The following is a 12996-nucleotide window of genomic DNA, read 5'->3' on the forward strand; positions in this document are numbered from 1 at the left end:
CCGTTTTTTCGGTGACGGAGACAGCCGTGAATGACGGGGGTGCAATCATGTCGGTGAACAGCAGTGACTACACTCTGGGTGAACGGATCTGCAAGGCGCGCGATGCCTCCAATCTTTCGACCGCCCAGCTTGCACGTCGGCTGGGCATCAAGACATCCACCCTGCAGAGCTGGGAAAGTGACCGGTCCGAGCCGCGTTCCAACAAACTCGTTTTGCTTGCCGGTATCTTGAATGTAAGCCCGACGTGGCTGCTGGTTGGCCGGGGGACACCGCCGGTTTCGGAAAGCAGCACGACCTCCGATCTCGACAGCATGCGTGTTGCCCTCGACAGGGTTCAACGCCAGGCTCAGGCACTTGCCGACGAGATTGCCACGCTACAGGATCGTCTTGAAGGCTGATCCATTTCGCTGACTAACCAATCTTCTTGTGACGGCCGCCAATAAAAAGGTGGCCGTTTTCAAGCGCTTGATTTGCTTGGCTCAAAATTCTGCAAAGCAAGGGGACTGGCGTCCTTCGGCGCAGGCGTTAAGTGCATCATCCGCATCCCCGCCCCTCTTGGGTCGCCAGACCATGGCCTGACTGCTTGTTTGTCTGCCCGCTATTTTCCGGCACTAGTACGCTTGACTGGGAAAAGCGCTTGCCAGACCTCGCGCCTCCCCCCTATCTCTAGGTCAACGATTTCCTGGCCGGAATCGAGCGAAGGCCCGAAAGCTGGACCCTCCAGCCTTTCTGGCTCCGCTCCTCGCGTTCGTCAGAATGCACTCTCTGCCGGGCGATCCGTCAGACCACCAGCGTCTGCCCCTCTCACGGTTCAGGAAACTACCCATGTCATTGAATGCTGCACTCTTGAAGGAAAAAGTGTTTATCGGCGGCGCATGGAGCGATGCGGACAGCGGACAGACCGTCGCCGTAACCAACCCTGCGACCGGAGAGACGATCGGAACCGTTCCCTTTTGCGGGCGTCCTGAAACCGCAAGGGCGATTGCGGCTGCCGAGGCCGCGCTTCCTGCCTGGAAAGCGCTGACGGCGGAGGCACGGGCCAACCATATGCACGCTCTCTGCGATGCCATCATGGCCGACCTGGACGACCTGGCCGCCCTCCTGACCACGGAAATGGGCAAGCCGCTTGCAGAAGCCAAAGGCGAAATTGCGCTTGGTGTGAAATACATCCGTTTCTTTGCCGAGGAAGGCAAACGGGTTTATGGCGACACCATCCCCTCGCCCTGGGCAGACCGCCGCATTCTGGTGACCAAGGAACCCGTCGGGGTCGTCGGCTCTATCACTCCCTGGAATTTTCCGAATTCGATGATTGCCCGCAAGCTTGGCGCAGCCCTGGCCTCCGGCTGCACAATGGTGATGAAGCCTGCAGAATTCACCCCTTATTCGGCGCTGGTCTACGGGGTGATGGCGGAGAAGTCCGGTCTTCCCAATGGCGTGATCAACATCATCACTGGTGACGCTCCGGCGATTGGCGAGGAGATGTGCGAGAACCCCGTGCTGCGGAAACTGACGTTCACCGGTTCAACCCGTGTCGGCAAGCTGCTGGCCGGGAATGCTGGCCGCAACATGAAGAAGATCTCCATGGAGCTCGGGGGCAACGCGCCTTTTATCGTTTTCGACGATGCCGACCTCGACAAGGCCGTCGAAGGAGCAATTGCCAGCAAGTTTCGCAACTCCGGGCAGACCTGTGTCTGTGCCAACAGGCTCTATGTGCAGGCCGGCGTCTACGACGCTTTTGCCCAGAAGCTGAAGGACGCGATGGCAGCGCAGCTGAAGGTCGGCAACGGTCTTGAAGCCGGAACGACCCAAGGCCCGCTGATCAACGAAGCTGCTGTCGAAAAGGTCGCCGATCACGTGCAGGATGCGCTGTCCAAGGGTGGTGAACTGATTACTGGCGGGCATCGCCCCAACGGCCCGGGAACGTTTTTCGAGCCGACACTGATCACCAAGGCGACGTCCGATATGAAGGTGGCGCGCGAAGAAACCTTTGGTCCGCTTGCCGTTCTGTTCAAGTTCGACACTGAAGAAGAAGCGGTGCGACTTGCCAATGACACCGAATTCGGCCTCGCCTGCTACTTCTATACCAAGGATCTTGGCCGCACTTTCCGCGTCATGGAACAGCTTCAGTACGGTCTTGTCGGGGTCAACGAAGGCGTCATCACGACAGAGGTTGCCCCCTTTGGCGGCGTCAAGGACAGCGGCATGGGCAACGAAGGCTCGAAGTACGGCCTGGACGATTATCTGAACGTGAAATACAGCTGCATCGGCGGCCTCGGCATGTAATTGCCTTGCGTCCCGGCCCAACGCCGGGACGCATTACGCTGCGTTGAGCAATGTCGACTGGAGATTGGCGGAACTCATGGGCCGCCCGAAAAGGTAGCCCTGACCGTACTTGCAGCCCAGTTCGCGAAGCCGCTCTGCCTGTTCACCGGTTTCGATGCCCTCGACAATGACGGACATTCCATAGCCCTTCGCCATATGCAGCACTGCCTCGATCACGGAGATGTCCTGTTTGCTGGCGATCGACTGGCGAACAAACGTCTTGTCGAGCTTGATCTTCGAGAACGGATACTTGGGCAGGTAGCCGAGTGAAGAATAGCCGGTCCCAAAGTCGTCCAGTGAGAAGCTGCAGCCGAACGCCCGCATTTCTTCCATGGCAAACTTCAGGTCGAGCGTTTCATCGATGAACAGGGATTCCGTGATTTCCAGATCCAGTAGGTCCGAAGGAAAGCCCGTTCTTTGCAGCGCCTCGCCGACAGTGGCAACAAGATTGCCGCGACTGAACTGTATGGCCGACACATTGATGGACAGACGGAGGTGGCTCGACCAGGTCAGCGCTTCCTTCATTCCCCTGTTCAATGCCCAGGCACCCAATTCCACGATATAACCATTCTCCTCGGCAATCGGAACAAACTCGGCGGGTGAGATCGGTCCCAGTTCCCGATGGTCCCATCGCAGCAATGCCTCCACACCGAAGATCGACCGGTCGGCCAGGTTGGTGAGTGGCTGATAGACCATGTGCAGTTCGTCGCGGACGATTGCCTTGAAGAGTTCCGTCTCCAGTTGGCGCCGACGCTGCAGCGCTGCGTCCATCTCCGGCAGAAAACGCAGGACCGGCGACCGGTTGTTTCGCCGGACTTTGGCAAGGGCATTGCCGGATTTCTTCAAAAGATGCTCGGGTGTCATGTCTCCACTGGAAACGATGTACCCGAACTTGAGCTGCACCGAGATCCTGGCGCCTTCGATCTTGTAATCCTCGCCGATCACTTCCTGGAGTGACTCGATCAGCGCCAGATCCTGATCCGGCTCACAGCGAAATACGCCTGCAAAAACATCTGCTGTAATGGCTGCCCATGTCGTGCGAGCGGAAAGATGGCTTTTCAGACGCATCGCGACCGTTTCACGAAGCTGGTCACCGTAGGAAAATCCGAGCGAAGCAACGATCTGATCGAAATTGGCAATCGCGAACTGAACCAGACACACTTCCTGGCCCGTGCCGCGAGCCAGCTTAAGCGTTGCGGCAACTTCTTCTTCAAAACCGTTCCGGTTGAAAAGCCCGGTGCTTGGATCGAACCGTGCGAGATAAGCAAGGCGTTCCGCGGATTCCTTTTCTTCCGTCACATCCCGACATGTCAGACAGGCGACCGCTTCGATTTCCATATCGCGCAGTTTCTTAGATTTCGCGACCGTGCGCTCCGAGCGCGTGACGACATATTCGATAAACCGGCGTCTTCCGTCATCCAGGCGCATGTCCAGGATCTTGGCCACCGGCTGACGGTTTCCGGGGTCGGCAAGAACTGACAAAGCTTCTTCAACCAGCTCCAGCGGCAGTACATTCCTGGCAGGCTTACCGACAAGAGCATCGCTTTGGAACAACGATCGGGCCATTTGGCTTGCAGCGGAGACACGACCGTCATTCTGAAGGACGACGATTGCATCAAAGCTGTCGTCGAAGACAAGACCGAGCATACGCTCGCTGTTGCGGCGTCTGACGTTGGCGATGTGCGAGAGGAACTTGTGAAAGCCCAGTTCCCGCAGGACGATGCTTGCGGCTGCCAAAAGCAGAATGAGATGCGAACTTGCGGTCGGCACAAGAACGGGAGCCGACTTCTGGATGGCAATGGCACCAATTTCAAACATGATCGCACAGAGTGCCAGAATGCTGATCTTGAGGGACCAGCCTTCGATTTTCGTCAGAAGCAGAGCGAAGAAAACAAGGAGTGCCCACAGGACCGCAATCCCCTCACCCCTGACTTCCATGGCCCTGTTCTGCAACAGCGTTTCGGCGCCGAGAGCCTGGATTACGCTTCCCGGCAAAACATCGTAGACGGGAACAGGAAACAGGTCGCGAAGCTCCTGCGCACTTGCACCGACGATCACCTTCTTGTCCAGAAACAGACCTGGAGCCGCTGACTTGTTCAGGACATCAACAAGCGATACCCGCTCAATCTGTTCCAGTGAGATACTGTAATCAATGCCGAAACTTCCGGCTGCGTCTCCGGTGTACTCACCCAGGAGAGCCGCGGCAGAGATCTCCGAATTCCCATTGATTTCGAAACCGTACAGATTTCGCCAGATGCGGCTGTCGGTTTCCATCGGAACCATGACGACGACCGGCCAGGCAACATTCAGAAACTGTTCGATCGGCTGGTTGACGACTTCCCCAGCGTGCTGTTCAGCCGAAGCAGCTTGCCGAAACACGGCAAGGCTGACGTTACCGGCGCGCTCGATCGCGGCTGCTAACAGCGTGTCATCTTCAGGATTGGAAGCTGAGCTGAAATCGATGTCGAATACGATGTCGCGGGCGCCCGCTTCCGCCAGATGATCTGTCAGGTCGGCATAAAGACGGCGCGGCAATGGCCATACGCCGAGTTCATTCAGGCTTCTGGCATCGATATCCACGACCACGATGTCGCCGGAGACCGGTCTTTCGATCGTGTGGAAACGAAACTCCCATAGAAACCGGTCGAACGCCGTGGTCAGGGCAACCGTGCGCAGAACAGCCACAGCGGCGATCACGCCGACCACGATCAAGACCGCGCTCGCTATCCGTTTCCGCTGTTCAGAGCTTCCGATCAGCACACCCACCGCCCACTTTCTCAGTCCGCACTTCAGGTGTCAGAGGCAAAGCCTCGCACCTGCGGCATCCTGATTACCGTCAATTCTTGTTTTTTCCGTTTCCGTTTCCGGAATTGCCTTTGCCGTTCCCGCCGGCATTGTTGTTGCCGCTCCCGGAATTGCCATTTCCATTGCCACCGGAATTCCCGTTGCCGTTACCACCGGAATTGCCGTTACCGTTTCCGCCTGCGTTGTTGTTACCGCTTCCGGAATTGCCATTTCCGTTGCCACCGGAATTCCCGTTGCCGTTGCCGCCGGAATTCCCGTTGCCATTGCCACCGGAATTGCCGTTACCGTTTCCGCCAGAATTCCCGTTGCCATTACCACCGGAATTTCCGTTGCCATTGCCGCCGGAATTGTTGTTACCTTTGCCGCCGGAATTGTTGTTGACTTTGCCGGCATTCCCGTTCGAGTTCGCCGATTTCGCTTCTGCTGCATTTGATGGCACGTTTTTCACGGCCGGTGTTTCAAATGCAGGCGCGCGCTTGGCTCCAGGTTTTACGGTCGGTTTGGTACGACCGCTCACAGACAAGCCAACCCGGTTTGACGGTGCACTGGCTGCAGCCTGACCGGCTGTCAGGTCCACCCTGTCGCCGGAGGCGAAATCTTCCACAGCGACAACGCCTCGTTCGACGGAAACGCGAGCCTGCTTGCCCTGGACATTGACCTCAAATCGCGTACCTTTCACCACAGCGGCAAGAAACGGGGTTTCGACGGTGAAATGCGGCTGCTGCCGCTTTTCAACATCGACCTCGATCGTCCCCTTTCTCTGCAGCAGTGTGGTCTTTGCTCCATTGCTGCGGAATGATGACATGGCAAAGGTTGTGTTTGGCCCAACGGCGATGGTTTCGCCGCCTCTGCCTATGAGAGCGCGGGCACCTGCCCTGGTTCCGATGGTGTAGCCTTTTTCAAACACCATGCCCTTTTTGACACGGAAAGCCTCCACGCCAGGCGCAACGAAATAAACGATGCCGGACACACGTTTGACGACCCAGTCCGAAGCATTCGCAGCAGCAGGAAACAGGACCAGAGCTGCAAGCAAGAGGACCCGCAGAAGTGTTCCTGCTTTCCGCTCGACTGAATACATAGCGTCTTTTTTCATCTTGCTCTTCAACACGTTACGACTGAATGTCAACGCCGTGCGCAGAACCCACGGACAGGTTTATTGAGCTCTACACATCCTGTGTAGCATTTCAGCGTTTAACCCAACGTGAAGACAGGCGGAAAATATTGCCTATGCTCGTCACTAGTTGCGATAAACGACTACTTCAAAACAGAAAGGAGCTAGGTAATCTTCCGTAACATACGGAGTTACCCAGCCCGACCTCCACGACTTGCGTCCGGCAATACGGATTGCTTGTCGTCATATTCCTGGAACGCCTTCAGCAGCAGCGAGACTTAATATCCCGGGCGATGCCTTTTCGCAGACGGAGTGGCGTTACCGACCCTTGCCATTTCCGTTGCCACCGGAATTGCCGTTGCCATTGCCGCCGGAATTGCCATTGCCGCCGGAATTGCCATTGCCGTTGCCGCCGGAATTGCCATTGCCGTTGCCGCCGGAATTGCCATTCCCGTTGCTGCCGGAGTTGCCATTGCCGTTGCCACCGGAATTGCCATTGCCGTTGCCGCCGGAATTGCCATTGCCGTTGCCACCGGAATTGCCATTGCCGTTGCCACCGGAATTTCCGTTGCCATTGCCACCGGAGTTGCCATTGCCGTTGTTCCCCGAGCGGGAATTTCCAGCATTGCCCCGGTTGCCGCCATTGGCAGCTCTTGCTTCAGCTTTGGTAGCTGGCACGTTTTTCACTACGCGCGTTTCGAATGAAGGGGCCCGTTTGGGGCCAGAACGCACCGCAGGCTTGTTCTTCCCGCTGACGGATAGACCGACGCGGCGCGAAGGGTTAGTTGCGGCCGCCTGACCGGCGCCCACGTCGGCACGATCTCCGGATGCAAAATCATGAACACCGACAACGCCCCGACCCACATTGACCGACGCAGTCCTGTTGCCGACCTTAACCCTGAACTGAGTTCCTTTGACAACAGCGGCAAGGAAAGGGGTTTCCACCTTGAAGTGCCGATACCACCGGCGCTTTACGTCCACATCTACCTGGCCACGGTCCTGGTAGACGACCATTCGCTTGATCAGGACGCCCTTCGGCTCAAGCGTCACAACAGAATTTGGAGAAACAACGAATGTTTCTTCACCCCGATTGATGACTACACGCCCACCGCCGGTCTTGATCTTCCATCCCTTGCGCACCGTCATGCCACGCTTGACAGCAAAGGTCTCGCCGGTACGCGTTTGCACCATGACCCGGCCGCTGACGCGTTCGACCGACCAGTGCCACGGCGTGCCACCCGTCTCCACGTCTTGCGACAATGCCTGTTGAGAAAACCAGAAGGCCATAAGGGCAGCCAGCAGAAGCGACGCTGCCAACCGCATCCGGCGATCCCAGAACAGCCCAACGTCATCAGCTTTTGCTGCCATGCAACTGGCCTGACCTGAGCGATTGACGTTTATTTTGTTGGACATGGGAGCCCTCTCCTGGCCCGGCTTCAGAAGCTCGGCAAGCTATTCCGCCCCCGTTAACAAGACTTGAATTATAATGGGAAACCTTTTTATTTCATTCTTTTAGTAAAAATTGTTCTATCATCCAACGTTTCCAACTTTTTCCCATATTAGATAAAATTTTAATATTAAAACTATTTAAGATTGTGTTTTTGGATAACTAGAGAAAAATCACAATCATAGATACCTGCGATGCCTGATCGAAATGGCGTATGACGCTCAAAATATTTTTTCTATCATTCCAAAACAAAACGGCCAGGAACCCGTAGGTTCCCGGCCACGCCAGTCAATGATTTCCGTCTGAATGCGAGTTGCATCACGCCGAAGCGTCAGACGGTTGCCAAAAGCTCTTTTTCCACGGACTTGAAAATTTCGACCTGGTCGATGTTCATTTGCTCGACGCCGCAGCGCACGGCTTTCTCGAAAACGGCTCGTTCAGACCCGGCGTAGAACATCTGCGTAATCAATCCGGCCTGCTTTGCCTCGTTTATGAGGTTCTCTTCCAGGTCATCTTCATGGAATTCCAGGATATGCGCACCCTGGGCAACGGCGCGCTCGACCGAACCAACGTGAGCGTAAAGAACCATGCGTCGCAGATCCGGTACCTTTGCACGGGCTTCAGCGCGGATTGCCTGATCGAACGAAAACGTCCAGGCGTCACTCAGCATGCCGCGGACTGCCAGCATGTCGCGAATTTCCGCTGGGTCGCCTTCCTTGATCTCAACATAGGTGCCAATACGGCCCTTGCAGGTATCCAGAAACGCATCGAGCCTTGGAACTCGCTCGCCCTTGAAGGTCTCCTTGAACCAGTTTCCTGCATCAAGACGGTCAATTTCGTCGGAAGTCATATCCGAAATTCGGCCACTTCCATCCGTCGTCCGGTCAACAGTTGCATCGTGCATCACGTAGAGGATGCCATCCCTGGACGGTCGAACATCCAACTCGACAACCTCGGCGCCAAGCGCAATTGCTCCCTCGAGCGAGGCAATCGTGTTTTCCGGAGCCTGAAGGCTGGCTCCGCGGTGGCACACAACGACGGCTTGTTTCACGGTTAGGTCTCCTGTGTCTCCAGAGTGATATCCGGAGCTTGGATAGGGCTGGCAAACGGCCACTCTAGAGGGAAGTCGATGAAACAGGTGCCTGAAATTCTTGATGAAATGATGACACTGCAACTTCCCTCGCAATTTCATGTGCTTACTGGCCGCGACAACCCTTAATTGAATGACTGGACAATTCACTTCAGGCTCGGAACTCTATCGCGATTCTCCCCCAATACCGCAGGGTCGACGTTCTATCCCCCTGACGCTTGAAAATCTTTCCAAAGCCACACAGTTAACGGTGAAGAAATCAACTGAATTATTGTTCAGCATTTACGAACAGTCAGTCAAATTGCACCGCACAATTTTCTTCCTATGTTCCAGTCTGCAGCGTTCATGAGCGAACGCTTCTGGTAACATCTATGAGGTTTGATCATGATCCGTCTCGCAGCTTCTGCGCTTGCCCTGTCCCTCGTCGCAGGCACCGCCCTTGCCGAACCGGTGGCCTACGACTTCGACAAGTCCCACGCCAACCTGGCTTTCTCCTATAACCACCTTGGCTACTCCACGACCGAAGGCCGTTTCGGCGAATGGGAAGGCACGCTGCTGATTGACAAGGACACGCCTGCCAATTCCTCCATCGAATTCACGATCGACGTCGGCAGCCTCGACACGTTCTGGGCAGAGCGCAACGCGCACTTCCTGAGCGCGGACTTCTTTGACGCTGAAAAATTTCCGAAGGCGACCTTCAAGAGCACCAAGGTCGAAAAGACCGGTGACAACCAGCTGGAAGTGACCGGCGACCTGACCATCAAGGACATCACCAAGCCGGTGACCCTGACCGTTGATGTCACAGCACTTGGTGAGCACCCGATGGCGAAGAAGGAAGCTGCCGGTTTTGCCGTTTCCACAGTTCTGAAGCGTTCCGACTATGGAATGGACATGTATGTTCCCTATGTAGGTGACGACATTACCGTGACCTTCCATTCCGAAGCGCTCAAGTCCGACGCGACCAACTAAGTGAACACCCTCGGAGGCCGGACAGACCGGCCTCCGTTTTCCAGGAGCCGCCATGCTGCGCAACACTTCAACCGGGTATGGAAGAATCGCCATTGCGTTCCATTGGACGATGGCAGTCTTGATCATCGGCATGCTTGGCCTCGGCCTCTACATGCACCAGCTTCCCCCGACCGAACAGGCAACCTTTGAGCTCTATCAGTTGCACAAGTCGATCGGCTTTGTGGTTCTGACGCTTGCCGTGCTCCGTCTTGTCTGGCGCCTTCTCAATCCTTCGCCGAAACTGCCTGACAACATGCACCCGCTGGAAAAGGCCGGGGCGCATCTGGGGCATGTCGGCCTGTACGCGCTTCTGTTTGCTCTGCCACTGACCGGCTGGTTCATGGTATCGGCCTCGCCGTGGGGCATTCCGACCATCCTGTTCAACACCTGGCCAGTGCCGCATCTGCCGGTTCCAGGTGTGCTTGGTTCGCAGGAACAGGCGGAAACCTTCTTCAAGCTGCTGCATGAATACGGCGCCTATCTGCTGATTGCGCTGATTGCCGTCCATGTCGCAGCTGCGCTGAAACACCACTTCATCGCCCGCGACGCCACGTTGAAACGCATGATTTCAACCGCACCCGCCAAGGCCGATAGCTGACAACACGAACTGGAAATCCGCAGATGACATTGAAGCATTTTACATATGCCGTTGCAGTCCTGTCGGCGACGACCTTCACCGCACCGGCGTTTGCCGACACCTGGAAAGTCGATCCGGACAAGAGCAAGCTCGGCTTTGAAGTCAAACAGGGCGGCGGCACGCTGACTGGCGTCTTCGCGTCGTGGGAAGCAGACATCGATTTTGATCCTGCGGCCCCTGAGACCGCCAAGATCAGCGCTGAAATCAAACCCATGAGCGCCACCACCGGCAACGCCCAGTTCGATGGCACCCTGCCTGGCAAGGACTGGTTCAACGCCGGGGACTTCCCGACGGCCGAATTCACGTCCGACACTGTCGAACTTGTCGAAGGCAACAGCTACCGGGCACAGGGCACGCTCTCCATCAAGGGAATTTCCCAGCCGGTCGAGATGGATTTCACTCTGGACATCGCGGGCGACACCGCCACAGCCAAGGGGACGGCCATTGTCAACAGGCTCGACTATCAGCTTGGCAGCGGCGTCGGCACCGACACGGTCGGAGATATCGTCACCGTTACCCTGGATCTTACGGCGATCCGCTGACATCGCGTTCGGCAAACAAGACTTCCGGCTCCGACCATTTGATCAGGCTGCGGCACTTGGCGTCCGCAGCCTTTTTGCCGTATGAGAACAGCACTCAACGTTCCAGCGCTTCCCGATGTGACGGGAAGCAGCCAGATCAGGAAAGCCTCCTATGAACGCTCCGCTCACACCTCCAGCTTATCAGCACAGCGCCCTTTTCCCTCAGGGAGAAGACAAGACCCCGTATCGGAAACTGACGTCGGACCACGTCAAGACAGCCGATTTCAACGGCGAAGAGGTACTGGTTGTCGAAGCTGAAGGTCTACGCCTTCTTGCCGAAGAGGCTTTCAAGGACATCAACCATTTCCTGCGTCCAGGCCACCTGGAACAGCTGAAGAAGATCCTGGAAGATCCGGAAGCGACCGAGAACGACAAATTCGTTGCGTTTGACCTCCTGAAAAACGCGAACATCGCCTCCCACGGTGTTCTGCCGATGTGCCAGGACACGGGCACCGCAATCATCATGGGCAAGAAGGGCCGCCGGGTCTGGACCGACGGGTCGGACGAAGCCGCACTCGGCGAAGGTTCCCGAGACGCCTATTTCAAGAAGAACCTGCGGTATTCCCAGCTCGCGCCGATTTCGATGTTCGAAGAAAAGAACACGAGCAACAACATGCCGGCACAGATCGAGCTCTATGCAGAAGGTGAAGATGCCTACAAGTTCCTGTTCATGGCCAAGGGTGGCGGTTCGGCCAACAAGACCTTCCTGTTCCAGGGCACACCATCCCTGCTGACCCATGACCGGCTGGTGGAATTCCTCAAGGAAAAGATCCTCACACTCGGTACTGCTGCCTGCCCGCCCTATCACCTTGCGATCGTCATCGGCGGCACGTCTGCGGAAATGAACCTCAAGACAGCAAAACTGGCTTCGGCCCGCTATCTTGACGGTCTGCCGACGCAAGGGTCGGAACTCGGACATGCCTTCCGTGACCTTGAGCTGGAAGCCGAGATCCACAAACTGACCCAGGCAACCGGCGTCGGCGCCCAATTCGGCGGCAAGTATTTCTGCCACGATGTGCGTGTCATCCGCCTGCCGCGTCACGGCGCGTCCTTGCCAATCGGCCTCGCCGTGTCCTGCTCTGCGGACCGGCAGGCCGTCGGCAAGATCACGAAAGACGGTATTTTCCTGGAACAGCTCGAGATGCACCCGGAAAAATACCTGCCGGAGGTCACCGACGACCACCTGTCCGACAATGTGGTCAAGGTCGACCTGACCCGGCCGATGTCCGAAATCCTGGGCGAACTTTCCAAACACCCGATCAAGACCCGGTTGTCGCTTTCCGGACCGCTGATCGTTGCCCGCGACCTTGCCCATTCCAAGCTGCGCGACCGGCTGGAAAGCGGCGAGCCCCTGCCCGACTATTTCAAGAACCACCCGATCTATTACGCTGGCCCGGCCAAGACACCGGAGGGAATGCCTTCAGGTTCGTTCGGTCCGACAACCGCAGGACGCATGGACGCTTACGTCGATCAGTTCCAGGCAGCCGGCGGTTCCATGGTCATGCTGGCCAAAGGCAACCGTTCCGCTCAGGTGCGCCGCGCCTGCCAGGCTCATGGCGGGTTTTATCTCGGCTCCATCGGCGGTCCGGCCGCTCGCCTTGCGCAGGATTGTATCAAAAAGGTGGAAGTGGTCGAGTTCGAGGAACTGGGCATGGAAGCCGTCTGGAGAATCGAAGTCGAGGATTTCCCGGCCTTTATCGTCATTGATGACAAGGGCAACGACTTCTTCAAGGAATTGAACCTCGGCTGAACGCCGCTTCAGCTGAAAACACCAGACCCGCGGCTTTTGCCGCGGGTTCTTTTTTGTCTGTCGACAGACCAACAACAGTAGCCACGCGCCGTTTTGGCGCGATCTGAATCGCGGTCATACGATTCGGAAACAGGCGCAGAATCGCCCAATCCGGATCAAAGATAGCTGACGATTTATGCCAAGGCGGGCAAATTCCACAATCTCAGCGAGCGAACGCGTCTTCATCGCGTTTTTCACGAAAAATC

Annotated in this window: 10 protein-coding genes; 6 read left to right on the forward strand and 4 right to left on the reverse strand. The window is 56.7% G+C overall.

Annotation, left to right across the window (positions count from 1 at the left end):
- The first annotated feature begins 26 nt into the window (after positions 1 to 26).
- Both B0E33_RS27955 and B0E33_RS27960 read left to right on the forward strand, forming a co-directional pair.
- Positions 27 to 398, forward strand: coding sequence for a helix-turn-helix domain-containing protein (locus B0E33_RS27955; RefSeq protein WP_228148044.1), 372 nt, complete (start codon positions 27 to 29; stop codon positions 396 to 398).
- A gap of 427 nt (positions 399 to 825) precedes the next feature.
- Positions 826 to 2283, forward strand: a complete 1458-nt coding sequence (locus tag B0E33_RS27960; RefSeq protein WP_077293028.1) for an NAD-dependent succinate-semialdehyde dehydrogenase — start codon at positions 826 to 828, stop codon at positions 2281 to 2283.
- A 33-nt stretch (positions 2284 to 2316) separates the two neighbouring features.
- Here the strand turns inward: B0E33_RS27960 and B0E33_RS27965 are convergent, their stop codons facing one another.
- The 4 genes from B0E33_RS27965 to B0E33_RS27980 form a co-directional block, all read right to left on the reverse strand.
- Positions 2317 to 5082 carry an EAL domain-containing protein gene (locus B0E33_RS27965; protein WP_208997728.1) on the reverse strand — a complete coding sequence of 922 codons (2766 nt, stop codon included), beginning with the start codon at positions 5080 to 5082 and terminating at the stop codon, positions 2317 to 2319.
- A gap of 76 nt (positions 5083 to 5158) precedes the next feature.
- On the reverse strand, positions 5159 to 6220 hold the full coding sequence (locus B0E33_RS27970; protein ID WP_228148045.1) for a FecR domain-containing protein: 1062 nt from the start codon (positions 6218 to 6220) through the stop codon (positions 5159 to 5161).
- A 336-nt stretch (positions 6221 to 6556) separates the two neighbouring features.
- Positions 6557 to 7498 (reverse strand): FecR domain-containing protein, encoded by a 942-nt coding sequence (locus tag B0E33_RS31680; RefSeq protein WP_439126695.1) that lies wholly within the window; start codon positions 7496 to 7498, stop codon positions 6557 to 6559.
- A gap of 518 nt (positions 7499 to 8016) precedes the next feature.
- The gene (locus tag B0E33_RS27980) at positions 8017 to 8736 is read right to left on the reverse strand and encodes a glycerophosphodiester phosphodiesterase family protein (RefSeq protein WP_077293029.1); all 720 of its coding nucleotides are present in this window, start codon (positions 8734 to 8736) and stop codon (positions 8017 to 8019) included.
- Between the two features lie 423 nt (positions 8737 to 9159).
- Between B0E33_RS27980 and B0E33_RS27985 the strand changes: the two genes are divergently transcribed.
- The 4 genes from B0E33_RS27985 to B0E33_RS28000 all read left to right on the forward strand — a co-directional run bounded on the left by B0E33_RS27985 (position 9160) and on the right by B0E33_RS28000 (position 12751).
- Positions 9160 to 9744: a YceI family protein gene (locus B0E33_RS27985; protein ID WP_022999451.1), complete on the forward strand. Its 585-nt coding sequence runs from the start codon at positions 9160 to 9162 to the stop codon at positions 9742 to 9744.
- A 52-nt stretch (positions 9745 to 9796) separates the two neighbouring features.
- Positions 9797 to 10381 (forward strand): cytochrome b, encoded by a 585-nt coding sequence (locus tag B0E33_RS27990; RefSeq protein WP_077293030.1) that lies wholly within the window; start codon positions 9797 to 9799, stop codon positions 10379 to 10381.
- 23 nt (positions 10382 to 10404) lie between these two features.
- Positions 10405 to 10962 carry a YceI family protein gene (locus tag B0E33_RS27995; protein WP_022999453.1) on the forward strand — a complete coding sequence of 186 codons (558 nt, stop codon included), beginning with the start codon at positions 10405 to 10407 and terminating at the stop codon, positions 10960 to 10962.
- Positions 10963 to 11113: 151 nt separating this feature from the next.
- Positions 11114 to 12751 (forward strand): fumarate hydratase, encoded by a 1638-nt coding sequence (locus B0E33_RS28000; protein WP_077293031.1) that lies wholly within the window; start codon positions 11114 to 11116, stop codon positions 12749 to 12751.
- The last annotated feature ends 245 nt before the right edge of the window (positions 12752 to 12996 follow it).

The sequence above is a fragment of the Roseibium algicola genome (genome assembly GCF_001999245.1).
Lineage (GTDB): Bacteria > Pseudomonadota > Alphaproteobacteria > Rhizobiales > Stappiaceae > Roseibium > Roseibium algicola.